The 23,415-nt window shown below is 63.5% G+C and carries 16 protein-coding genes, 1 pseudogene and 1 CRISPR repeat array; of the genes and pseudogenes, 8 read left to right on the top strand and 9 right to left on the bottom strand.

The window, feature by feature from the left end:
• The first annotated feature begins 37 nt into the window (after positions 1-37).
• From OCH7691_RS22545 to OCH7691_RS22525, 5 genes are read left to right on the top strand one after another with little or no spacing between them, the layout of a single operon-like run.
• Positions 38-862, top strand: coding sequence for a fumarylacetoacetate hydrolase family protein (locus OCH7691_RS22545; RefSeq protein ID WP_085885876.1), 825 nt, complete (start codon positions 38-40; stop codon positions 860-862).
• Between the two features lie 2 nt (positions 863-864).
• Entirely contained in the window at positions 865-1,968 is a 1,104-nt protein-coding gene (locus tag OCH7691_RS22540) for a mandelate racemase/muconate lactonizing enzyme family protein (protein WP_085885886.1), read from the top strand.
• Positions 1,969-1,998: 30 nt separating this feature from the next.
• Complete coding sequence (locus OCH7691_RS22535) at positions 1,999-2,304, top strand: antibiotic biosynthesis monooxygenase family protein (protein WP_176245216.1); 306 nt, start codon at positions 1,999-2,001, stop codon at positions 2,302-2,304.
• Between the two features lie 25 nt (positions 2,305-2,329).
• Entirely contained in the window at positions 2,330-3,187 is an 858-nt protein-coding gene (locus tag OCH7691_RS22530; protein ID WP_085885874.1) for an IclR family transcriptional regulator, read from the top strand.
• A 27-nt stretch (positions 3,188-3,214) separates the two neighbouring features.
• Positions 3,215-3,679 carry a nuclear transport factor 2 family protein gene (locus OCH7691_RS22525; RefSeq protein ID WP_085885873.1) on the top strand — a complete coding sequence of 155 codons (465 nt, stop codon included), beginning with the start codon at positions 3,215-3,217 and terminating at the stop codon, positions 3,677-3,679.
• Positions 3,680-3,873: 194 nt separating this feature from the next.
• A CRISPR array of direct repeats spans positions 3,874-5,583; the repeat unit is 36 nt; unit sequence GCTTCAATGAGGCCGGGGCGCTGTGGCCCCGGAAAG.
• 241 nt (positions 5,584-5,824) lie between these two features.
• On the opposite strand, the gene cas2 is transcribed toward OCH7691_RS22525, so the two are convergent.
• Genes cas2 through cas3g form a run of 6 tightly spaced genes read right to left on the bottom strand, consistent with a single transcriptional unit; the run spans position 5,825 to position 14,741 of the window.
• Positions 5,825-6,118, bottom strand: coding sequence for a CRISPR-associated endonuclease Cas2 (cas2, locus tag OCH7691_RS22520; RefSeq protein ID WP_085885885.1), 294 nt, complete (start codon positions 6,116-6,118; stop codon positions 5,825-5,827).
• 8 nt (positions 6,119-6,126) lie between these two features.
• Positions 6,127-7,866: a CRISPR-associated endonuclease Cas4/Cas1 gene (locus OCH7691_RS22515; RefSeq protein WP_085885884.1), complete on the bottom strand. Its 1,740-nt coding sequence runs from the start codon at positions 7,864-7,866 to the stop codon at positions 6,127-6,129.
• A complete protein-coding gene (gene csb2, locus OCH7691_RS22510) occupies positions 7,853-10,105 on the bottom strand; it encodes a type I-G CRISPR-associated protein Csb2 (RefSeq protein ID WP_085885872.1) in 2,253 nt (750 codons plus the stop codon). Before csb2 ends, OCH7691_RS22515 begins: the two co-directional genes overlap by 14 nt.
• An 8-nt stretch (positions 10,106-10,113) precedes the next feature.
• Positions 10,114-11,196 carry a type I-G CRISPR-associated RAMP protein Csb1/Cas7g gene (cas7g, locus tag OCH7691_RS22505; RefSeq protein WP_085885871.1) on the bottom strand — a complete coding sequence of 361 codons (1,083 nt, stop codon included), beginning with the start codon at positions 11,194-11,196 and terminating at the stop codon, positions 10,114-10,116.
• Positions 11,193-12,071, bottom strand: a complete 879-nt coding sequence (gene cas8g2, locus OCH7691_RS22500) for a type I-G CRISPR-associated protein Cas8g2 (protein ID WP_085885870.1) — start codon at positions 12,069-12,071, stop codon at positions 11,193-11,195. Before cas8g2 ends, cas7g begins: the two co-directional genes overlap by 4 nt.
• On the bottom strand, positions 12,072-14,741 hold the full coding sequence (cas3g, locus tag OCH7691_RS22495; protein ID WP_176245215.1) for a type I-G CRISPR-associated helicase/endonuclease Cas3g: 2,670 nt from the start codon (positions 14,739-14,741) through the stop codon (positions 12,072-12,074).
• A gap of 570 nt (positions 14,742-15,311) precedes the next feature.
• Between cas3g and OCH7691_RS22490 the strand changes: the two genes are divergently transcribed.
• From OCH7691_RS22490 to OCH7691_RS22480, 3 genes are all read left to right on the top strand, one after another.
• Positions 15,312-16,184: a hypothetical protein gene (locus OCH7691_RS22490; protein WP_085885868.1), complete on the top strand. Its 873-nt coding sequence runs from the start codon at positions 15,312-15,314 to the stop codon at positions 16,182-16,184.
• Positions 16,185-16,215: 31 nt separating this feature from the next.
• Positions 16,216-16,587: a hypothetical protein gene (locus tag OCH7691_RS22485; RefSeq protein WP_085885867.1), complete on the top strand. Its 372-nt coding sequence runs from the start codon at positions 16,216-16,218 to the stop codon at positions 16,585-16,587.
• A 97-nt stretch (positions 16,588-16,684) separates the two neighbouring features.
• Positions 16,685-19,990, top strand: coding sequence for a TM0106 family RecB-like putative nuclease (locus OCH7691_RS22480; protein WP_085885883.1), 3,306 nt, complete (start codon positions 16,685-16,687; stop codon positions 19,988-19,990).
• An 87-nt stretch (positions 19,991-20,077) separates the two neighbouring features.
• Here OCH7691_RS22480 and OCH7691_RS22475 read toward each other — a convergent pair whose 3' ends face one another.
• The 3 genes and pseudogenes from OCH7691_RS22475 to OCH7691_RS23845 all read right to left on the bottom strand — a co-directional run bounded on the left by OCH7691_RS22475 (position 20,078) and on the right by OCH7691_RS23845 (position 22,655).
• Positions 20,078-20,671 (bottom strand): HEPN domain-containing protein, encoded by a 594-nt coding sequence (locus OCH7691_RS22475; protein ID WP_139839877.1) that lies wholly within the window; start codon positions 20,669-20,671, stop codon positions 20,078-20,080.
• 482 nt (positions 20,672-21,153) lie between these two features.
• Positions 21,154-22,265, bottom strand: a pseudogene (locus OCH7691_RS22470) (IS3 family transposase).
• Positions 22,266-22,292: 27 nt separating this feature from the next.
• Positions 22,293-22,655, bottom strand: coding sequence for a TraM recognition domain-containing protein (locus OCH7691_RS23845; RefSeq protein WP_085885866.1), 363 nt, complete (start codon positions 22,653-22,655; stop codon positions 22,293-22,295).
• Positions 22,656-23,415: the final 760 nt, after the last annotated feature.

Here is a 23,415-nt window from a genome sequence, read left to right as displayed (position 1 = left end):
GCTACGCAAGCCCCACACGAACTGAGGATACACAGGAATGCCCGAGTTTCGCCGCCTGATCGTTGATGGAAGCATCCAGACCGTCGAGGTCGAGGAGGGCCGGTTCACCGCCGCAGATGGCCGCCGTGCAAGTGCCGAGGACTACCCGCATTTGCCGCCTGTGGTGCCGCGCATGATCGTATGTGTGCACCTCAGCTTTCGCAGTCGACTCGATGAACTGAAACGCAATCAGCCGCCGGCGCCGACCTACTTTCTCAAGGTGGTCTCGAGCCTGAATAGCCACAAGGCGAATGTCGTGCGCCCGGCAAATTGCCAGTTCCTGAATTACGAAGGTGAGATCGCGCTCGTCGTTGGAAGAACCTGCCGCAATATCACGCCAGACAAGGCTGCCGACTACGTGTGGGGCTACACCGTCGCGAACGATATGGGGCTTCACGACTTCCGCGATACGGATGAGAACTCGATGGTCCGGGTCAAGGGGTCGGATACCCTGGGGCCGATCGGCCCCGGTCTGAACACCGACTGGGACTTCCGCGGCAAGATGCTGCGGACCTACGTCGACGGGAAGGTCGTGCAGGAAGCGTCGACCGACGATTTCATCTGGGATCCGCACTACATGCTCGCGGACCTGTCGCGCTCGATCACCCTGGAGCGTGGCGATGTCATAATGACGGGAACCCCTGCCAATTCACGCCCCGTCAATCCCGGCTCTACGGTCGTGGTCGAAGTGGAGGGCCTGGGCCGGCTCGAGAATCATGTCGTGTCCGGAGATTGGGCGATCCCTGCGGGTTATGGCGCCCAGCCATCGGACAGCGACGGCGTGCAATCGATCGCGCTCGGGAGCGACTTTCGAAAGGCTTGATCATGTCGACTGCGACTGTTGAGAAGATCGAGGCCATTCAACTCGATATCCCCTTCAGCCAGTATGGCCCGCCGGCCGGTTTCGGCGGCACCAACTGGACAACCGCGAACTACCTCATTGTTGCCGTCACCGCGTCAGATGGCATTGTCGGGTACGGTGAGGCCTTCGGCTATAACGCCATACCGGCAACCCGGGCCGCACTCGAAAAGACCGTCGCCCCGCTTCTTCTCGGAAAGCCCTGCGAGAATATCGGGGCCTGCATGGCGGCGCTCGAGAAGCCGTTGCACATTTTCGGCCGGAGCGGTCCGGTCCAGTATGCACTGAGCGGTCTCGACATAGCCCTTTGGGACATGGCCGGAAAAAGGGCCGGTATATCGGTCGCGCGCATGCTGGGGCATGGCGGTCGCGGCGGCGTGCGGGCCTATGCCAGTCTGCTGAAGGCGGGCGAGGCAAAGCCGCTGCAGAAGGTCTGCGTGGCGCTGGCGGAAGAGGGCCATACGGCGATCAAGCTCCATGAGACCGAACCCGGTCTTGCAATTGCGGCGCGTGAGGCGCTCGGCCCGGCCGCGGATCTCATGCTTGATGTCAACTGTGCCTGGGACGTGCCCGGTGCCCGCGAGGCGGCCGGTCGACTTGTCCCCGCCCGCCTCAAGTGGCTCGAAGAGCCGGTCTGGCCGCCGGAGAATGTCGCCGGTCTCCTCCAGGTCTCGGGAATTGGTCCTGAGATCGCCGCCGGCGAGAACTGCGCCAACGCGGTTGCATTCGACGAGTTGGCCAGCTCAGCGGCACTGGCCTATCTCCAGCCCAGCGTGACGAAAGTCGGCGGCATATCCGCCTTCCTGAGAATTGGGCACCTCGCCGCAGTGCGAGGCAAGCGATTGGCGCCGCACTCTCCGTATTTCGGACCGGGATTGCTCGCGACCCTCCAGATGGCCGCCGTCTTTGCGGACATCGAGATGGTCGAATACTTCGGGGTTCGTCTTGAAGCGCCGATATTCGGTGGCATCGAATTGCCCGATGACAGGGGAATTCTCGCGATCCCCGACGGTCCGGGTCTCGGGGCCGATCCCGATCCAGACGTAATGCGCAGATATCGCGCCAATTGATGCCCGCAGACAATGCAGGAAACCACCGGAATGATCCTAGAGGTCGCTGAGATTGATATCCGTAAAGGTCAGGCGCGTGAGTTTGAAACGGCGATGAACGAAGCCCTCGGATTGCTGGCGCAGAGCAATGGATTCCGCGATGCGCGGCTGTTCAGGAGTCATGAGGTGGGGGATCGGTATCGACTTTTCGTGACCTGGGACCGGATCGAGGATCACGTTATCGGGTGGCAGAATTCGGAAGGCTTCAAGCGGTGGCGGTTGTTGCTGTTGAAGCATTTCGCTTCAATCCCGAACGTCGAACACATGAAGTTGGTCATGGAGAGACCGGGAAACTAGGAACAGCGCGCAAGGGATCTATCCGATGTCGGAACGCAAGACAGGGGCGGCCGTGCCGCCGAGGGGGCGGCCGAAACGCGCAACGCGGGATCCGAACTCTGGTCCCAGAGTGCCCGCGATCGATCGGGCTGCGGCCGTTTTCCGCGTGCTCGAAAGCGCGCCGCAGCGACAATACAGTCTTTCCGACATTGCGACCCGGATCGAGGTTCCGAAGTCCTCGTTGTTGAACATTCTCAATTCCCTGGTCGCGGCCAATCTGATCCGCCGCTCGGGCGACGGGTATCAGCTTGGGCAGCGAATGGTCCAGCTCGGTTCGGCCTATGTCGCGAGTGTCGACCTGGTACGCGAGTTCTACCGCGCGGTCGAGGGGATGCCGCAGGAGGTCGAGGCGCTCATTCAACTCGCGGTTCTTAACGAGGAACTGTCCGCAGTCTATCTCGCGCGCCAGGACAGTTCCAAGGATCTGCGCCTGGGATTGAGTGCGGAGATCGGCCGCCATGTTCCCGCGAATTGCTCCGCCGGCGGCAAGGCCATGTTGGCCCAGCTCTCACCGATGGACCTGGATCGGCGGCTTGGTGGAAAGCGCCGCCTCCCGAAACTCACGGAGCGGTCGGCCGGAACGCCGGCGGAACTGCTTCGGGCCGTCAAGAAGATTGCCGATGCCGGGTATTCCTACGAGGAGGAAGAAGTCCTTCCCGGCATCGCCTGTGTCGCGATGGCGATGCGAACCAGTCTGCGCAACGACGAGATCATCTCGATCAGTCTCACGACGACTGTCGAGAAGATGGCCGTGGGTAAGCCGGAGTATATCAAGGTCGTCTCCGGAATAATCGAAACACTGCGTCCGAAAGTATCACCGCCTGCCGAACAGTGGGCTGTCTGAAGTCATCACTCCAGGGAAGTTGAATAAATGACCCAAGCAGAGAAGGCTGAGCGCCTGATCCGTCACTATTTCGATATGTGTAATCTGGCCGATCGCAAGGGATTGATCGATTGCTTCACGCCTGACGCAACCCACTACTTTCCGCCGGGCCTCCCGGGGGCGCCCTGGCGTTCCGCGGAAACGATCGCCGACGGCTGGGTGTGGGCAGTCAACACGATGGGTTCCAAGTGGACGATCGACAAGGTTCTTGCTGCCCCGGACGGACGGGAGGCCGTGATCGAGTGGACGCACTGGAAGACGGCCATTGGCGAGGTGCTCCACGGCGATGAATGGTACATATTCAACGATGATGTCACGAAAATCCGGGAGATCCGCGCCTACTATGCCAGCCCGGTCAACAAGACCGAGAAGGTGAACGAGCTCAATGGATTCGATTATGAAGGGCGGGGCTATCATTTGACGCCGCCCCATGTTCCGGGACGTGACAAGTAGGACCTCGCAGTTGCAACAGGACGACCGGCCGAGGCGCAGTTGCTCAGCCTTTGAGAGATCGCCCGGCGGGTAATCCCGGTTGCCGACGTGATAGTCGACCGTCGCGCGTTGTTTTCGCCTCACGTGGCGGTCGAAGCTCAGGCACCTGGAAAGCCGGCGCTGTTGGCCAGAAAGACCGCCGACGACAACCGGTCGTTTCAATGAGGCCGGGGCGCTGTGGCCCCGGAAAGGCTGGATCGACTGGAACCGGCACGCGGACGATTTCCGGCTTCAATGAGGCCGGGGCGCTGTGGCCCCGGAAAGGCCGCCCGCCTGATGCAGCGCGCCGGTGTCCTTGATCCGGCTTCAATGAGGCCGGGGCGCTGTCGCCCCGGAAAGGTGATGATGTAGGTGTCGTCGGACCAGTACCAGACCCAGCTTCAATGAGGCCGGGGCGCTGTGGCCCCGGAAAGGATACCGGATGGAACCGGATCATTCTCGCCGTCCGTGCGCTTCAATGAGGCCGGGGCGCTGTGGCCCCGGAAAGCGCGGCGCTGAGGCGGTGGGCTTGACAGCGGGAACCGGGGCTTCAATGAGGCCGGGGCGCTGTGGCCCCGGAAAGCTGGGCGCGCTGCTGGTCTGCGGATCGCTCGGGTTCGCTTCAATGAGGCCGGGGCGCTGTGGCCCCGGAAAGAGCGATGACGAAGCATAGCGGTCGCGAGGGGATGGTGCTTCAATGAGGCTGGGGCGCTGTGGCCCCGGAAAGAGCGATGACGAAGCATAGCGGTCGCGAGGGGATGGTGCTTCAATGAGGCTGGGGCGCTGTGGCCCCGGAAAGGCGACGATGAATTTCCTGCCGTCGCATGCGACCCAGGGGCTTCAATGAGGCCGGGGCGCTGTGGCCCCGGAAAGCATGCTCACCGACCCGCGCTATGCCATGTTGACGATGCTTCAATGAGGCCGGGGCGCTGTGGCCCCGGAAAGATGACGCCGTCCTTGGCCAGCCGGCCCATCATGAGCGGGCTTCAATGAGGCCGGGGCGCTGTGGCCCCGGAAAGCCTAGATTGCCGGCCTGGTAGGCGAGCCAGTCGAGGCTTCAATGAGGCCGGGGCGCTGTGGCCCCGGAAAGTCGGGTCGAGAGGATGGAGTTCAACTTCGCGACCCTTGCTTCAATGAGGCCGGGGCGCTGTGGCCCCGGAAAGCAGGATGTAGGGTCGGCAGCCGGGGTATTCCTGGAGGCTTCAATGAGGCCGGGGCGCTGTGGCCCCGGAAAGATGGCGTCGTCACCCTCGGTATTCAACGGCGGCATGCTTCAATGAGGCCGGGGCGCTGTGGCCCCGGAAAGTTCCTAGCCGCCTCGAAGGGCTTGCCGAACGCCGCCGCTTCAATGAGGCCGGGGCGCTGTGGCCCCGGAAAGTACTCGGTTCCGGTCTACTGGCTCGGGACACAGGCGTTGCTTCAATGAGGCCGGGGCGCTGTGGCCCCGGAAAGGCCTCAAGTCGGGTTAGCGACTCGCCGGTCTTCATCGCTTCAATGAGGCCGGGGCGCTGTGGCCCCGGAAAGCGAGCGCGGAAAACTGGTTCTGCAGCGTGTCGGGATCGCTTCAATGAGGCCGGGGCGCTGTGGCCCCGGAAAGGAAGATGCCGGCGATGCCGGCCGTTATTGTGACCAGGCTTCAATGAGGCCGGGGCGCTGTGGCCCCGGAAAGCCTGCGGAAGGAGAAGCTGTTCGTCGACAACTACTTGCTTCAATGAGGCCGGGGCGCTGTGGCCCCGGAAAGATCACGGTTAGCGGCGGCACGGCAGCCGATCCGGGCGGCTTCAATGAGGCCGGGGCGCTGTGGCCCCGGAAAGCCCGTCGCCCCCCAAAAGTGAGGGGGGGGCCAACCCGCTTCAATGAGGCCGGGGCGCTGTGGCCCCGGAAAGCCCCATGGTACAACCTGCTGAATCAACAGGCAAATGGCGGGTGTATTCGAGAGGTCGGGGTGAGCAGTACGGGGCGGCCATCACATCGCCGCCCATTCCTGATTTACGATTTCAAAGAGCATGTAATAACAAGGTCTTGCCGGAGTTCGAGCGGTCCCGGGGATTCGCGCGTCACCGAGGCGCTCGAAATCGGCCGGCGAGCGATCGGGGGGGCCTGTCCGAGGGCTGCCGGTCCGCCACATCATATCACGATCGCTTGTCTCTCCGACTTCTCGTATGTCCTGCCCAGGCTCTCGACGGCGAGATGCACCTTGTCCGCCGGGCCGACGTCGACAATGAGAACGTGATCCTCACCATTGCGGATCAGGTGACGCAACCTGGTCTCGAGCTCGGCACGGCGGCGACCGGAGAGGCGGCACTGGAAGACGGAAAGCTGAAGCCAGTCGCCAAACCCGTGCATCGTCCTGAAGACCCGCCGCCAGCGCCGCTGGTCGGCGATGTCATACGTCACGATATAGAGATGATCGCCGTTCATGTCCGAGCTCAACGCGGCAGATAATGGGGATAGCTCGGGAATTCGCCGAGCAGGAAGCGCGTCAACGGGCGCGCCTGCACAAGCAGCAGTCGCCGCATGCTCACCCGGTATCCGAAAAGCGGATGAGTCGTTTCCTGTGCCATCCGGCGTTCGAAGGCGGCAACGAAGCGACGCCGGCCGACTGGTCCGAGTGCGGTTCCCGTTGCACCGCTGACAAAATCGCCGGGGCCCAGTTCACCGTTGTTTATCGCCGTCAGCACGACGCTGTCGGCGATGATCGGGCGGAACGGCTCCATCAGGTCGAGCGCAAGCGCCGGCCTGCCATACCGCGGCCCGTGATAGAAGCCGCGATAGGGGTCAAGTCCGACGGTGGTTAGGGCGACAGTCAGGTGCCGTGCAAGCATGGCGTAGGCCAGCGAAAGCATGGCATTTACCGGATCCGTCGGGGGCCGCCGGTTGCGGGTATCGAAACGGAAGGCGGCAAGTTCCGTGGAATCGTCGGGAGTGCGGAGCAGCCCTGCCAGGGCCCGGAAATAGGTCGCTGCGGCGTCGCCTTCGAGGCCGAGCAGTTCGGAGGTGCCAGACGCACGTCCGACCGCCTTGCGACTTGCAGACAAGCGTTCGAGTGCCTGGCGCCGCTCGTCCGCCTCGCCGCGCCAGTTTCGCCTCAGCATCGTCCGCTGGTTGGCGATCTTGGCAGCGACCAGGTCGCGGGCGAAGCGCAGACAGGCGGTGGCATCGAAGCTTAGCCGATACTGTGCCGTCCGAACCTCGACATTGCGATGCCCGATGCCATGGGCGATGCCCTTGAACCAGCCGCCGTGGCTGTGGAATGTCACTGGAATCTCGCGCTCCAGAAGCGCGGACAGCGCCGGTGTCGTTATCGATGCATTGCCGTAGAGTGCCAGCTCGGAAACATCGATCAGGCGAACCCTGGTTTCCGCGCCGTCCTCCTCGGTGATCTTCAACGTTTCACCTTGCTTGCCGATGCGGGCGCGTTGCGACTGGACGATCAGCGGCAGGGCCTCGTCGGCCGGCACGGCAATTGTGCGGGGCGCGAAGGATGAACCCGCAAGAGCACGGATTTCATCGGGCAGGCAGACGGCGACCAGCGCGCAACGCGGGCATTTGGGGCTGTCTTCGAGCGGCGGCGGAATGCGACCCTGGGTAACCGTAAGCCGCAGACGGCTGATCGCCTCCCGCGCCGTGGCGCGCAGCTCTTCGTCGAGTTCAATGCGTACCCTCTCGCGACTTTCGGCGTAGTAGATCGCGCCTTCTGCCACGGCGTAGCCGTTCTCTTCCAGCAGGAGACCCTGCAGACAGACCTGGACGCGCTCCGGCTCGTGGGCGCCCTGACCGATATGGGGACGCTTGCCGCGTTTGTAGTCGACAGGCGTAACAGTGCCGTTCTCGGCTTCCGCGATGTCGAGCTTGCCGATGATCCCGAGCGACTGTGAAGAGAGCGTGAGCGAGCGGCTGACGATCCGCTCGCGCTCGTCGCCCTCCTCGTTCCCGGTTGGAATCGAGTCCGGCGGCGGCAGCGGCGGGCCCGGCCGGTCGACCCGATTGTGAACTCGGCGCCCCTCGACGGTATCTGCCGTTTCAGCCCACTCGCCCTGGGTCCACATGAGGTAGGCGAGGCGGGGGCAATAGACGAACTCGTTGACCATGCGCACCGGAATGAGCGGCGCCTCGCCGACCACGGGTGGCGCCGGCAGGCGAAGCTCGAACTGTTCAGGGTCGCTCATGCCCGTCGTCGTCCCGTGCGGCGAAAAGGCCGCCTCCCCGATGGCTGTCACGACCGAGCATGATCGGTCCCGGTACCGCGACGGCGAAATCGAGGCGGAGACGCGCGGTCGGATTTCCGCCGTTCGGGCCGGCGTGCTGACACAGAATCTTCACCGCAGGCGTTGGCAGCTTGCGCCGTCTGCATTCGGCAAGGATATCGTCCGTCAATGCAAGCGCCCGATCCTTTCCGCGGCCGGGAAGGCGGGTCGGGCGGTAATCGGTAATGGATTCCCAGCGAACCGCGGTTGCGAGGATACGGTCGTCGTCAGCGACGACCGGCGCCAGCGGGAGCAAGCCGAGCGGCCCGGCGCGAACCGTCGCCAGGCGGGCAAGCACGCGGGCAAAGCGCGCACGGTCTTCCTTCGGGAGATCGGCACTCCGATCGGCGCAATCGGGGCGGACAACGTAGAGGCGGGACAGATGGCTCCCATCCAGCGTGGTGTCGGCGGCGAGGAAGACATGTCGATGGGCGCCGTCGCCGGCCGGTGCGCCGTCCGGAAGGTGGCCGGAAAACAGCGTTCCCGGGCGATCGCTGCCGCTGGCATCGCGGTCGATCGCCATCAGCGCGCGCCGTAGGGCGTGAAGCACCCTGTCCCGTTCCCCGACGGGCACGGGATCGGTGCTTCCGATCGCGAAAGCGGCGGCGGGGCGGCTCGCCTTCTCGTGGCGGGACATCAGGCCTAGGCCGAGAAAGCGGCCGTCACCGATGACGAGGGGGCCGGCGACCGGTCGGGTGAACTCGAGTTCCACATGCCAGAGCCGCTCCTTGCGGAAGCGGGTTTCGGGCGCAAAGCTTTCGGCTCGGGCGCCCCGGTCATGGAACGGTTCGCGTTGCACCCGGATCGATACAGGCGCCGCATTCACACCGGCGTGGCGAAGCGCTTCTGCGACCGCAGCCCTGGCTATTGTCTCCTCGCGGTTCCGTACGCCGGCGTCCTTTACCGTTTCGCGCGTTCGTGCGGGATCGATCCGCCGCCTTGCGGCGCGATCGGGCAGGGCGGCCGGCGTGACCGTTCGCCAGAGCCGCGACCTCCGGGCGCCGGTCTCTGCTTGGGCGATGCCGTAATGTCGGAGCATCCCGGTTTCTACCGCCTCGACCATGCAGACATCCTTCAGGATCTCCCCGGTTCCCGCATCATGCTCTTCAACCAGTCGAAGGCTGGAGAAGGCCCAGACGATATCCCCGTGCGGCAGCGGGCAGTCGGGCGGTATCTCCAGAAGCAGACGCCGGATCGACGATTCCGCATGCGGATGCCCGATGGACGGTATCGGAACGATGCGGATGCGGGCGCTCAGGTCCGCCTTGCCGGAGTCACGGCAACGGCCGAAGACACGCTCAACGAGACTGTCGGCCTGAGAGCCGCCGGCGGTTGGTTCGCGGGCGGCGCGCAGGCGTGTGGCAGCCGCGTCACGGGCCCGTTCGACCAACCCGGCCGCGCCGGTCAGCGGCCAGGGATGGAAGGCCGCGTTGGCGGCCAGATCACGAAGCTCGAACAGTCGCCGTTCAATGGGGCTGTCATAGGCCACTCGCGCGAAGCGCGCGCGCGGTGGCTGGACGAATAATTGCTGCGTTCCCTTGCCGGACTTCTCGGTGCGAAGGCGGGAGCGCATGGCCTTGTGTCGCTCGATCAGGCTCTCGAGCGAGCCAGCGGCGGGACAATCGAGCAGTTGGCCACGCCCACGTGCCGGGCGGCTGATCGCGCCACCGTGATCGGCAAGTCGCCGGAGGCCCTCATCCTCGTCAAGCAGTTCGGCGGAGGCCCAGGCCATGTCGACGCCCCGGCCGAGCTGGGACAGTCGTTTGGCAAGCGAGACGACATGCCGGGCCTCTTCCGATTGGTTCTCGAAGCGCCAGAGATAGAGGATTGGCGATGTCGCATCGAACAGGCGCGGACGAATCTGCTTCGGCGCGCGAATCTCGGCCACCCGGCCAGGATCGCCTCCCTTGGCATCGAGATCGTTGTTGGGGACATAGTTTCTGTAAGCCTGTCCCTCCCGCGCTGGCGGCGCCACGATTTCGGGCGGCGATAGCCGTTCGAGCCATGCGAGGCCAGCCATCGCACCTGGCGGAAACGTGCCGCCTTCCGCCGCGCCGGCGACCAATGCCTGGAACAGGCGGGCCGGCGCCGGCGGCCAAGGCCCGGTACCGTGATAGCGACCGTCGTGGAATCGAACGGTAACCAAGAGAGCACGGGTCATCGGATTGCTCACGCTGCGGCCGTCTTGGCCTTCTTGTCCGACTTCTTGGCATCCTCCCGGGCGCGGGCCTTGCTAAAGCTCAGGCTGCGTGACTCGCCGACGCCGAAATCCGACGCGGCCGACTTTGCATGGGAGTAGGCGATCTCTTCCGACAGGCCGATTGGCCGCCGCTCCCCCGTCCGGGCGACCAGCGTCCACTCGGCAGGCGATCTGGTATCGGGTACCAGCAGGCAACCTTGGCGCAGGAAGGGATCGAGCGGCGCGGCCGCAGCGACGAGCGAGAGGCCGAGCACATAGCGGCGCAGCTTCTCGGCCGTGTCGCCGCCGAGGCGCCTCAATGCGACCAGGTTGACTGTCACATCGCGGTTGATCGGGCCGCGGGCGACGATGCCGCCGTGCGACTTGCCGGCGGGCACGTGCACGAAGCCCCGTTGTGCCAGCGGGCTCTTGGGATTGCCTTCCTGCTTTTCCTTCTCGGCATCGCTGAAGACATCGAGCGCGGCATAGTCGATAGGCGGGTTGTACTGTGCCGAACGGTGCAGATCGCTGACATCCCAGGCACGGATGACAGATTGTACGATGCGCGGCAACTTCGCCTGCGTGTCGCGCGAGTCCCAGGCGCCGAAAACCAGTGACGTCGGCGCGAGCTTCGCGATCTCGGTCGCGTCGTTGCGATCCAGGAGGGCCTGGAATGCATCCTGAGCGGCCTTTCTCAGATCGAAGCCGGTCGCCTTGTCGGCCTCCACGCAGCGGATCAGGGCATCTCCGAGCCGGTGCCCGGCATCCATGATGCTGAGCGTCTTCTCGTTGCCGTAGACAATATCGATCTGGGGCACGAGATCAGCATAGGGCGGCTGGCGGAAGATCGGCTCGATCCGGTTGGCCTGTGCGCCGACGCTGTCAATCGTGGCCACCCTTGTGCCGTCAGAGAGCGTGTCGATATTGTAGCCGATATCGGCGTAGGTCGGCGGGAAGATGACGCCGCCTTCGCCCTCGACGGGGACAAGTGCCTGTTTCAGGCACAGGGCAACGGGGCCATTCGGGTCGTCGGCCCACACGTTGATGTCGTCGTTTGAAAGTGTGTCGGTCATGGTTCGGGTTCCTCCGTGACGTCGAGAATGCAGCGAGCCTGATTTTCCTGGCCCGGCCAGCCGAGCCGCATGCGAAAGGTACGGCGCGCGAAAGGCAGCGGTGCGCAACCGAGTGCCGCGCGCAGGAAGACGGGGTCGAATGCCGGATCTGCGCCATCCGCGCCGATGACGCCGTAGCGGTAGTCGAGTTTGGCCAGCCGTTTCGGCCGCGCGTTCGTCAGGCCGATGGCGGCGAGCAATTCCACGATCGGGTAACCGACCATCGTCATGTTGCCGTGGTCGTTCGGTGAGAATCCGGCGTCCATCGGCACGTAGTCGCGACGCCAGTCGAAGCGGAAGCTGCTGCTCTGCGACGCGGGAACGGAGAAAGGGTCCGAGATCGCGTCGGCCAGCCGGTCGCGAACGAGGTTCAGTGCGTCGATTGTCAGGGCAGCACCGGGATAGCCGCCGGCGCCAGCCCAGAATTTCACGTTGTCGCGCCGTGTCGTGTCGGCCCAATGATCGATGACGATACGTTTTTCTCCCGCACGAAGAAGCGTCGGCAGGGTGGCCGGGCTTTGCGGGTCGGGACAGGGGAACGGCGCGCCCACGGCAAGCGCTTGCGTCGCGATTTTCCATTTTTCGGTCCCGTTCCGGGAACCTGCAGGCGCGATCGACGTCACCTCGGCGTGGGCCAGGAACTGCAGTACGACCGACACGGGATTATCGTCGCCAGCGGCACTCAGGCGGAAGCGGCAGGCGGCAGCTACTTCGCTATCCCAGTCGAACGCACCTCGGGCATCGCCGAGGAGGATGTCCGCGGCTTCCATCAATCCGAGGCAGGCGAAGACCTGGCCGGGACTGAAGAGGTCGACTGGGATCGAATGTTCGGCCATCTAGTTCCCCCTCTCATCCAGGTCCCGCGAGGCCTGCTGGTCCGCGGCGCGCAGGATCGCCTCCAGCCAGGCGAGGCCCCAGGGGCCGAAGCGTGCCTGCAGGCGGCCAAAGCGGAGCGCGATGTCGCGTGCGCGGGCTTCAAGGACAGATGGCGGGCCATCGGCCCCGTCCGTTTCGATCAGCGGACGAGCCCGGCCGTGATGGGCAGCAACCAGGTGAAGCACGAGGTCCCGAAGCCCAGGATCGAGGGCGCGGAAGCGCGCGTCCCGCTCCACGTGGGCGATCGAGCCGAATTCATGCCGGTAGCCGCCGAGCAGCGGCAGCCTCAATGGTCCCCTGGTCTTGGCGTAGATGTCGTCTCGTTTGGCATTGAATGCCCGCTGCCAGATCTCCGCGCGCTTGCCCTCGTCGTGAAGGACCGCGGCAAGAACGATTGCATCGGCAATTTCGGGCGGAAGCCCGAGACCGGCGGCCAGTACTTCTGCCTTTCTGGCAGTCCAGTCCTGATGCTCCGCGAGTGTCTGAGCCCGCCCAGGCGTGAGCGATCGTTGATCTTCGTCGGTCTTCCGGTCGCGGTAAATGTCGACGCGCAATTGACGCAACGGCTCATCCTCGGCCGATCGGAGGGTATCGAAGCGATGCGCCTCCAGCCAGTCCGGGTCGTCGGAAGTGCTGTCCGGTGTCGCGGTCCGTATCCGGAAGCCGGTCGTCTTCTCCCATTCAGGGTCCGTGTCCGGCGTCGAGGCAGGTGCCGTCACGTTCGCGTCGAAGAGACCGGCCTCACCCAGTCCGCCGAGTTGAGCATCGAGGACCAGCGTGCTGTTGGTTATCGCCCTCGCGAGTTTCTTCTTGGACCCGGCGGACGCTCCGAAGCGGGCAAGTTGTCTGGGGCTGTACGTTTCGATGACCTCGCCGGCATGGCCGAGCACGAACAGGACGACGCTGTCGGCGCCGGGCGCTGTCTGGCTACCGTCGACGTGGCTATCCCCGGTCGCATCGGGTACGGGCGCACTGCGCCGGAGGAATATCTTCGTGCGATCTACGAGCCAGTCCCGGACCACATCCACGCGGTTTTCCAACCGTTCAGTCAAATGCGGCGGCGCGGCCGCAAAAAATTCGGCGACTTCCCTGTCTGACGGAACGTCCCCGGTCGGGCGCACCGGCAGGTACTTCCGCCAGACGAGCGCGCACTGCGGCAGTTCCTCGATCCAGCCCCGGAGCCATGGTTGCACTTCGGGCTGACCGGTATGCTCGGTCAGGCTTGTCATCGACCAGGCATCAACGAGCGGTCTGGTGAGGGCCGGATGCAACGGGGCTGGCGTACTCGCCGCGGCGATCTGTGCCGGGCCGGCACGGTCCCTCGTTTCAGCCAAAGCGGCAGGACTTGCGTCGCGTGTACCGTCCGGGCGCTCAGGGAGCTGTTCCAGGAGTTTGAGTGCGCGCCATGCGATCGAGGCACGCTGCTCGTCCGGTGTCGGCGTTTCGGGTTTCTTCGGCTTAGGCTCGTCTTCGCCGATGACGATGACCTGTGCGTCCTTGCTGCCGAGCCGGTTCACCCGCCCCAGACGCTGCACGACGCGTTCGAAGGGAACGAGGTCCATCACCATGTGATCGGCGTCGAGATCGACGCCGACTTCTCCTGCCGAGGTCGCGATCACGAACGCTGGCACTGCCGGCGCATTATCGCCGGAGAAGAAACCCAGTTCTTCGAGCTCCTTTCGAGCCGCTTCACGTTCGTGCACGCGACGGGCGCCAACGAACAATTCTGTCGATGCCTTGCACTTCTCGGATTTCGCTCGCTTCTCGATCGCCGTTCGGACCTTCCCGGCAATGTCCCGACCGTTGCAATAGACGAGAACGCGGACGGGCTTGCCGGCGGTCGTCGAGATCCGCCACGCCTGTTCCGCCAGGCATTCTTCAAGCTTCTGCTCGCCGCGCGGGCTGCATGACAGCCTTTTCGTGGCGTTCAGCCTTTGCGCGACCGCCGCGTCATCTGTCCGGTCACTGTCGGCCAACCGAAACATCGAAGTCGATTGCTCGCGCCCTGTCGCCGAGAGCGGCAGCAACCGGAATGGCGGCGCAATCGATCGGTCGGCGGGCACACGCGCCCGCAGGCCCTCGCCCTCCTCGATCTGACGGAGCAACCGCTCGAACGGCGGCACGAGATGGGCTTCGTCGAGAACGACGAGGGTATCCGCGCCGAGGAGGCCGGCCTGATAGGGGCGCATGCGGCGCGAAACGCCGTAGCCGGAAAAGAGCAGGCGTGAGCCGATCATGTCTACGGTGCCGATGATGATCGCGGGCTCCGCCGGGCTCTCATGCCATCGCCTGTTGTCGGCATATTGCCCGCGAAGTGTGCTGATACGCAGGCCGTCATCGCCCGAATGGCGCTTCAGTTGCTGCGCCTCGGTTGTCGCCTGGTCGACGACCGCGCGCCTGTCGACGACATAGACGAGCCGCCTGGGGAGCTGGGCACCGGCCTTTAGTGCGAGGTACCAGAGCGTCATGACCTTGGTCTTTCCGAGGCCGGTCGCGATGTCGAGACCAGCAGGAATGTCGCCGTTCAAAAAATGATCCCGGTAGAGCCGCACCTGCCAGGCGAATGGCGCGTAGCTGGTAAGGGCCTCGAACTTTTCGGCGAACGCCGCTGTCTCGCCGGCGGCGTTCATCGGTGACACGCCTCCGCGATACCTCTTTGACAGCCACATCGTCGGCAGATCGGGTCCAGCCGCATGTACATGTCCGGCATCGTTCTCCTCCCCGCTCGAATAGGTAAACAGAGGACTGTTTTTTCCACTATATAGCGAGATTTTGGTGGAGACGATTCATGGTTGCGATTCTTTTCAAAATATCGCCCTGTAATTCCTGGGCGGCAAATAGATTTGCCCGCCTCACTCTTTTTCAGCATTGGTGTGACAGATGTGTGCCCATTGAGGGCCACCTTCTCGAGGATGGCCGACGATAGAGTCATCCCAATCCGCTGGCGTTTCCCCGGGCGTTCGTCGGTCATTCATAAGAGCCGCCTGGCTCGCTCCGAGCGCCGCGGGTTTCACTCGCGAAACACTGAGAGTCGTCATCGATATTCCCCGCCGGATACGCGTTTAGCGAGTCCCAGGTCAGGAAAGACGCAAAAATTATGCGCAAATATAATTTTCTTGTTGCCTCGACCGCTTGGCGGGTCTATAAATCAATTCACGCAAACATGAAGCGTATATATAATGTATCGTTAGGAGCTAGAGATGCCGGAATTCACAAAGATCGAGATGCAGCAGGAACTTCAGACCATCCTGCTTTTTGAGGCTGACCACATTCTGCTCGGCCGCGGCGAGGAAGCGGCCGAGAAATTCATCGGCTTCTCATGCGGTGCAGACGGCGAATACCTCCACATGGACCCGGAGCGTGTCGACCTGGCGTGCTTCCCGATCGCGGGATCGTTCGAGCGTGGCTATGACTTCGCCTTCACACCGAGTGTTCTTTGCGGATTGGGTGAGCATGAGGTTCAGGACCTGATTGTCTTCATGCTGGGCACGCCCCGCGCCGGAGGGGTCTCTTCCGGTGCCGAGTTGCATCGGTTCATGACCCCGGGCGGCTATTGTCAGACTGTGGCGGATGCCGTGATGGCGCGGTGGAAGCTGGAATGGGAGGAGGGTGGAAGCGACTTCACGACGCGCGAGCTCGCCTTGCTGGCGAACATGACGGAGGGCGCGGTGCGCAACGCCCTCGCCGGAAAGGGCGCGGCCTCGCTTACGGCGATTCCGGGCTCCAAGCCGGTCGCCGTCGCGTTCGACGAAGCGCGCCGGTGGCTCTCGGGACGTCGCGGCTTTCGAGCAACGCCGCACCGACCCGGGCAGGACCCGGTCCTCAGGGAGCGATTGAGCGGACTGACGGATGCGGTCGAGCTTGGGCGCATCGTCCGCGCGCTACGGTCGGAAACGCAGAGTGATGAACCAGGAACGCTATCCGATTGGCCGGCGGCGGATGTCGAGGCGTGGTTCACGGGGCAGTATGTTTTCGATCAGCAGAAAGCCGCCGAACTCGCGAAAGCGCTGGATCTCGACATCCCGCTTTTCGTCGGGAAAGCCCTTGAGCTCAGCCTCCGGCGCGATCGCTGATCCCCGACAATAAGGAAAGGAGAACCCCGCTATGTCTCGCTCTCAACCGCGGAACTTAATCCGCGATGCGATCATCGATCGATTATCTGCTCGGGCGGATGTCGACGCCCATCCGTGTGAGCGCCGCGCTGGCCCCACGAAGTACATCGCCGCCTTTGTCAACAAGCGCGGGACGGCCTTCGCTGTCGACTTGATGAGTGCGTCGAAACAGCCGATCTGGTTTCTTGACAGGCCGGAGCTTCGGTCAAAGCTTGAGGCCGCAGGAGTCGATTACGAATTGTATCCGCCGAAGCGGGGCCGAAACAGCAACCTTCACAAGATCCCCGGCTTCAAGCATGGCGCGCTCATCCGTGCTTATCCCGAAGATGTGGACTCGGCAATGCGTATCGTCGACATGCTCTGATGCACTCATGGCACCTGCGGAACTGTCGGGGTCGGCGTCGGATTCTCGATGGAATGTGTTCCGGCACCTGAAAAAGAACAAGCAGGACGTATCAACGATGCAGCGTATTGACGGCAGGCTCTTGTTTTCCGCGACAGACCTGATGCGTTTCACCGGCTGCCTGCACGCGACGTCGCTCGACCTGGACCATCTGGACGGCGTCGGGCCGGTGCCGGGCGAGGTCAGCGACGATGCGAGGCTTCTGCAGGCCCGCGGTGACGCGCATGAGGCGGCTCACCTGGCCTCGTTGAAGGCAGCGGGGCTGGGTGTCGTGGAGGTCGACCGGGATGGCCTGTCCCTCGTCGAAGGGGTTGAGCGAACGCGGCAGGCGCTCACCGCGGGCCCCGACATCGTCTTCCAGGGTGCTCTTGCCGGCGGCGCCTGGGGTGGCTGGTCGGACTTTCTCGAGAAGGTGGATCGGCCGTCCGCGCTCGGCGATTACAGCTATGAAGTGGCCGACACCAAGCTGAAGCGCAAGCCGCATCCGAAGCATCTGCTGCAACTGGTCCTCTATTCCGATCTCCTGGCCGAGATGCAGGGCCTGATGCCCGAGAAGGCGCATGTCGAGCTCGGTGACGGGAGCAGGGCGTCGTTCCGCCTCGCGGACTACGCGGCCTATGCCCGTCGGGCGCGACAGCGGCTGGAGAGCTTCGCCGCCGAGCGCCCGGCAACCCGACCCATGCGATGCGCCGACTGCGCCCTCTGCCGCTGGGCGCATCATTGCGAGAGCGTGTGGGAGGTGGAGGACAGCCTGCTGAACGTCGCCAACATCACGCGGCGGCAGATCGCCAGACTGGAAGCGGCGGGCATCACGACACTTGCCGCGTTATCCCGGGTGGAAGGCCGCGTGCCGGGAATGGCCCAGGAGACGTTCGGGCGGCTCGTCTCGCAAGCCCGGCTTCAGGAGGCCCGAAAGACCGGCGAGCCGGCCCATGCGTTGCGCCCCCGCCAGCCCGGCAAGGGCTTCGACCTGTTGCCCGAGCCGCAACCCGGCGACGTCTTCTACGATATCGAGGGGGACCCGCATGTCGAGGGCGGCCTCGAATACCTGCACGGCCTGTGGGCGGACGGCGCCTTCACGCCGTTCTGGGCGCATGATCACGAGGCGGAAGCGGCCGCGCTTCGCGACCTGCTCGCCTGGTTCCGGCGGCGGATCGAGGAATCCCCGGGCGCCCGCATCTATCATTACGCCCCTTACGAGGTCACGGCGCTGAAGCGTCTCACGGCAAAATACGGGATCGGCGAGGCGTTTCTCGACCGGCTGTTGCGGGAACGACGGTTCGTGGACCTTTTCGCGGTCGTACGCGGCGGGATCCTCGCGTCGGAGCGGAACTACTCGATCAAGTCGATGGAGGTCTTCTACGGCATCGAGCGGGCCGGTGAAGTGAAGACGGCGGGTGGCTCGGTCGTCGCCTATGAGGCCTGGCGCGAAACCGGTGACGAGGGAATATTGCAGGAGATCCTCGACTACAACCGGATCGATTGTATCTCGACGGAGAAGCTGCGGGACTGGCTGGTCGGCGTTCGGCTTCCGGGCCCCTGGCCCGAACCCGCTGCATCGAGGGGCGACCAGGAGGCGGTGGAGGATGCCGAGGCGGAGGCGCTGCGCGGCAGGCTGCGCAAGGCCGGCCTGACCCCGGATCGCCAGGCCCTGCTGTTCGATCTGGCACAGTACCACCGGCGGGAGGACAAGCCGGTCTGGTGGTCGATCTTCGACAGCCTGGCCCAGGACACCGACGAGCTGATCGACAACACGGAATGCCTGGGCGGCCTGGAACCGGTGGATGATATCCGACCCGTGCTCAGATCGTTCGAGAGAACCTTCCGTTTCCCCGAGCAGGAGACGAAGCTGCGCGCCGGCGGGAACCAGAACGCCACGGTTCCTGTCGCGGATGGGATCGTCGGGGCCACCATCACGGCTCTTGATCCGAAAGATCGCCTTGTCACCGTGAAGGTCGGCCGCGGAAAATCCACGGTCCTGGAGAACCTGACGTCATTGCATCCCGGCCCGCCGCTCAACACGGATGGCATCCGCGCAGCGATCGGTCACGCCATCGCCGATCAGTGCGAGGCACAGCATTACAGGGCCCTGGACGATCTGCTGTCCAGGCGGGCGCCACGCTTCCGGTCCGGCCATCGAGCCGACATCCTAGAGGGCCGCGAACCGGTCGAAGGCACGATCGAGGCCGTGTTCGACATGGACGAGACGGTCCTGCCGATCCAGGGACCGCCCGGATCCGGCAAGACCTATGTCAGCGCGCGGGCGATCCTCGCGCTTGTACGCGACGGCAAACGCGTCGGCGTCTCCTCGACCAGTCACGAGGCGATCCGGAACGTCCTCATGGGCGTGCTCGAGGCGTGCGGGGAGAATGACCCCGCTTTCGGAATCGCCCACAGGCTGAGTGAGGATACTTATCCGGAGAACTGCCGTGTCGAACGGGCGACACGGAATGACGACGACGCGCTGGCCGAAGCCCGTATCGTCGGCGGCACTGTCTTCTTTTTCTCGCGAGCGGAGAATCAGCAGGCCTTCGACTATCTGTTCGTCGATGAGGCGGGCCAGGTCGGCCTGGCCAGCACGCTGGCACTCGCCACGGCAGCCAGGAACCTGGTACTGGTCGGCGATCCGCGCCAACTGCCGCAGGTGGTGCAGGGCGCGCACCCCCATCCGGCGAACCTGTCCTGCCACGAATGGATGCTGGGCGAGGACCGGACCTTTCCCCGGGACCGCGGCATCTTCCTGCCGATCACGCGCCGGATGCATCCGGACGTCTGCCGGTTCATCTCGAGACAGGTCTACGAAGGTCGCTTGGAGAACCACCTGGATACGGCAAGGCAGGGTGTGGCAGGCATTGCCGGCCTGCCTGCGGCGGGCGCGCACTTCGTTCCGGTCGAGCATCAGGGGAACGCCCAGATGGCGCCGGAAGAGATCGGGGCGATCCATGCCACGATCGAGAAACTGCTCGCCGGGCGCTGGACCGACCGCGACGGCGCGAGCCGGGACCTGGACGCGACCGACATCATCGTCGTCGCCCCCTACAATGTGCAGGTCAATGCGCTGCGCGCGGCGTTGCCCGAAGCCGTCAGGGTCGGGACGGTAGACAAGTTCCAGGGGCAGGAGGCGCCGGTCTGCCTGGTCTCGATGACGTCCTCCTCGGCAGACGACATGCCTCGCGGGCTCGACTTCCTGCTCTCGCTCAACCGGATCAACGTCGCCATATCGCGTGCCAAGGGGCTGGCGCTGGTGTTCGCATCGCCGCGCCTGCTCGAGGCGAGCTGCGCGAAAGTCGAGGACATGGCGCTGGTCAACGCGCTCTGCGCGCTCGCGGAGATGTCGGTGGTCGAAGCGATCGGGCGGAAATAAGCGCCATATTGGCTTCGGCGGTCGAAGCTGGCCGGCCGAGATCTTGGTCTCCAGGGCAGGTTGGCGCCGTTGCGGAGCCCGTTCTGCCTATTCCACGACTGGATAGAAGGGGCGTCCCCAGTCCTCGTGCGGATTGTCCATCATGACATCCACGAAAACGGGCATGAGAAAGCCGAGGATCGCCGCGCCGTCGCGGACCTGGTCGCGATTTACCGAGCTGTTCCAGGTCGAGCCGCCATGAACGAGCTGATTGCGGAGCACGTATAGCCTGTCGAAGACAAAGCTCAGGATCCGCGCGCTGTCTCTTCGCTGCAGGCAATGCCTGAAGCTTCGTGCGGAAGACCGGAACCGTTCCTCCCAGTCCTCGAACCCGTCGATCCCGTTATGGTGCTGCCAGAACGGATTGAAAATATACCGGTTCTTCATCAGCATCCGGATCGGGCCGGAAAAGCTTTCCCACACGGCGTGATAGATCCGGTGATCGGTATCGAGGCCGACCAGTCTCGAAAAGTATCCAGTGAAGCTCGCTCGCTCGCCGGCCGCGATGCCTTGGAGTTCCCGTTCGTCCGCGTAGGCCGCATTGAAGGCGATCCAGAGATACAGAAATCGCGCGTCATGGTCGTCCAGGGCCGCCTCGGCCCTCCCGATCCAGCTGATCGACCGGTGTACTCTCAGCCCCATGCTTTCGGGAAATCCGCTACGAAGGGCACGCTGTTTGGCCTTCAGGTCAGCATGTGTCAGTGCTTCTGGCATGATCCTCAGGCCATCTTGGTTGGTCTGCAAACGGTAAAAAAATATCGAAATTAAGGAGGAATTCCTAACTGTTCTTATTGGGCAGAATGTGTTGTATAAAAATAATGTAATATTGCAAATAATACTCAAAACTAAGTATTATGAAGAGATTTATCTGTAAGAGGTGGCGAAATTAAATATTGGCTGATGCGTAATTTATTTTGAATGTTATGCAAATAGTTGTTGAGAAGGCTTGTCGTGAACGTTTCCCTGGTATTTGGCTTGCCCCGAACGAACCCTTGATGATGTATACGCCATTGCGCCGTAGAGTGGTATTTAATCGGACTAATTAGCGATTGGATACCGAAGATCCTCGCTCACCGAGATGTCAATAGATCCTCGCTTTGACCTGCTCCCCAGAGAGTCCGCGTTTATAGGTTAGCGCTGTTCAGGTTTTGGTCCTCTCTTGACCTTTGGTGATACTCCCGCGGGGTGAGCCCGTCGAGGCTCGTGTGGGGGCGATGATTGTTGTAGTCGTCGCGCCATGCCGCAATCAAATGGCGGGCATGGCGCAGGTTCGGGAAGAGGTGCTCGTTGAGGCATTCGTCCCGCAGGCGGCCATTGAAGCTTTCCACCAGGCCGTTCTGCATCGGTTTGCCTGGCGCGATGTAGTGCCACTCGACCTGACGGTCCTCCTGCCATGTGAGCATGGCGTTCGATGTCAGCTCGGTGCCGTTGTCGCTGACCACCATGCATGGGAAGCCCCGCATATCGGCGATCCGGTCCAGTTCGCGGGCGACGCGGTGTCCCGACAGCGAAGTGTCGACCACGGTCGCCGGGCATTCCCGGCTGAAGTCGTCGATCACGCAGAGGATGCAGAACCGACGGCCGTCGACCAGCGTGTCCGACACGAAGCTGAGGCTGCATCTCTGGTTCGGATCCTGCGGGACCGCCATCGGCGCTCGCGTGCCCAAAGCTCGCTTGCGGCCGCCGCGTTTGCGCACTGTCAGCCGCTCTTCCTTGTAGATTCGTTAGAGCTTCTTCCAGTTCACCGCGATGCCTTCCCGCTTCAGCAGGATGTGCAGACGCCGATAGCCGAGCCGCCGCCGTTCCGACGACAGCTCACGCAATCGCTCTCGAAGGCCGGCATCGTCCAGCCGGCTCGACTGGTAACGGAAGACGCGCGGCGCAATGCCAACCAGGGCACAGGCCCGCCGCTGAGAATAGTCCTTCATCTCGATTGCCCAACTCACGGCTTTCCTCCTGGAGTCGGGCGTCAGAAGTTTTTTGTCAGCATCTCGCGGAGCGTCGATACATCCATCATCTGCTCCGCCAGAAGCTTCTTCAGCTTCGCATTCTCTTCCTCGAGCGCCTTCAACCGCTTGGCGTCAGCGACTTCCATGCCACCGTACTTCTTGCGCCAGGTGTAGAACGTCGCATCAGAGATGCCGTGCTTGCGGCACAGTTCAGCTGGCGTCATGCCCGCCTGATGTTCCTTCAGGATGCCAATGATCTGCGCTTCGCTGAAACGGATTCTCTTCATCGTCTGTCTCCTTTTTCGGAGAACAGGCTAACCCAGAATCGGGAACATCTCAGGGGAGCAGGTCAGGAGTTTTGGCCCGGTATCGACACCCCGAGCCGCTCCAAGAGCGGCGTATTGGCGTACACCGGCTCGTACATCCTCGCCTGGATCGCCAAATGTGATGCAGTCCTTGCGGAAATTGCCGCCCATAGGCTGCCGGAGCGCGGCGGCCCAGTCCTCGCCGCCCCAGGTGTGCTTGCGGCGGCCGAGGCGACTGGCGAAGTGGTCCGCCGTCCCAAGGTTATTGGGCCGGAAATATATCTGGCACCGCCAGTTGGCGATCAGGCTCTCCCATCTGGGGTAGACCTCGCGCAACTGCGCCAAGTCCTGCGTGAATAGCCACGACCGCACCCGGTAGCGCCGTCTCGATCTCCGCCCCTACGCGCAGCGCCTCGGCGAGATGCTGGCCAAGGATGACGCGCAGAACCGAACCATAGGCCCCGATCTTGTCCGGCGGGATGACGAGGTAGACGTATCGGAGCTGCCGCACTCGACCACTGCGCCGTCCAGCGTTCGCCAGCCCGGGCGACGTTCCTCCCTGGCTGCGAAGGTGACGTTGATGTGCTCGCGGACGAGGATGTTCTCCATCGACTAGCCGGGCATCGAGGAGAATGTGGTCTTCACCACGCCTCAAGACTGCCAGACCCCTGAGATCCTCATCCGCATCACCCTCATGAACAGCTTCAACCCGCGCGACAAAGCTGACGCCGCACGTTTGGCTTAACATAAAAGGGAGGGCACGTCCCAAGGCCACATTTCCAACGATACCGCTACACTGCGGCCGTCCACCATGTGGAAGCCAGAGAAAGGTTTGCCTGGCTTAAGAAAGCAGATTTTGCCGAGTCCTGCTTAGCACAAACCACAACAACTTGGGCAAATCCCCGCCGGTTCAGCTCTGCTTTTGCATGCTGCAACAATGCCACTCCAATATCCTGCCATCGATCTTTCGCAGCAACACAGAAATCATCGATCAAAGCGGTTGTTTGGAGTTCCCCCGGTTTCGTGGACACAATCCGAGTTGTGAGAGGAGAGTGTCATCATGCCGAGAACGAGGAACCCTTACCCGCCTGAGTTCAGGGAACAGCTTGTTGCCCTGGCGCGAGTCGGGCGC

Origin of the sequence: Oceanibacterium hippocampi (genome assembly GCF_900172325.1) — a bacterium.
Taxonomy (GTDB): domain Bacteria; phylum Pseudomonadota; class Alphaproteobacteria; order Sneathiellales; family Sneathiellaceae; genus Oceanibacterium; species Oceanibacterium hippocampi.
The sequence above is the reverse complement of the archived record's forward strand: the minus strand, read 5'-3'. Positions and strand labels throughout refer to the sequence as shown.

Bases quoted from the DNA above. Each gene is read 5' to 3' on its own strand.
- OCH7691_RS22490 (WP_085885868.1), top strand. From the start codon at position 15,312: ATGCCGGAATTCACAAAGATCGAGATGCAGCAGGAACTTCAGACCATC.
- OCH7691_RS22530 (WP_085885874.1), top strand. From the start codon at position 2,330: ATGTCGGAACGCAAGACAGGGGCGGCCGTGCCGCCGAGGGGGCGGCCG.
- cas2 (WP_085885885.1), bottom strand. From the start codon at position 6,118: ATGAACGGCGATCATCTCTATATCGTGACGTATGACATCGCCGACCAG.
- OCH7691_RS22480 (WP_085885883.1), top strand. From the start codon at position 16,685: ATGCAGCGTATTGACGGCAGGCTCTTGTTTTCCGCGACAGACCTGATG.
- csb2 (WP_085885872.1), bottom strand. From the start codon at position 10,105: ATGACCCGTGCTCTCTTGGTTACCGTTCGATTCCACGACGGTCGCTAT.
- cas3g (WP_176245215.1), bottom strand. From the start codon at position 14,741: ATGAACGCCGCCGGCGAGACAGCGGCGTTCGCCGAAAAGTTCGAGGCC.
- cas7g (WP_085885871.1), bottom strand. From the start codon at position 11,196: ATGACCGACACACTTTCAAACGACGACATCAACGTGTGGGCCGACGAC.
- OCH7691_RS22525 (WP_085885873.1), top strand. From the start codon at position 3,215: ATGACCCAAGCAGAGAAGGCTGAGCGCCTGATCCGTCACTATTTCGAT.
- cas8g2 (WP_085885870.1), bottom strand. From the start codon at position 12,071: ATGGCCGAACATTCGATCCCAGTCGACCTCTTCAGTCCCGGCCAGGTC.
- OCH7691_RS22540 (WP_085885886.1), top strand. From the start codon at position 865: ATGTCGACTGCGACTGTTGAGAAGATCGAGGCCATTCAACTCGATATC.
- OCH7691_RS22515 (WP_085885884.1), bottom strand. From the start codon at position 7,866: ATGAGCGACCCTGAACAGTTCGAGCTTCGCCTGCCGGCGCCACCCGTG.
- OCH7691_RS22545 (WP_085885876.1), top strand. From the start codon at position 38: ATGCCCGAGTTTCGCCGCCTGATCGTTGATGGAAGCATCCAGACCGTC.
- OCH7691_RS22485 (WP_085885867.1), top strand. From the start codon at position 16,216: ATGTCTCGCTCTCAACCGCGGAACTTAATCCGCGATGCGATCATCGAT.
- OCH7691_RS22535 (WP_176245216.1), top strand. From the start codon at position 1,999: ATGATCCTAGAGGTCGCTGAGATTGATATCCGTAAAGGTCAGGCGCGT.
- OCH7691_RS22475 (WP_139839877.1), bottom strand. From the start codon at position 20,671: ATGGGGCTGAGAGTACACCGGTCGATCAGCTGGATCGGGAGGGCCGAG.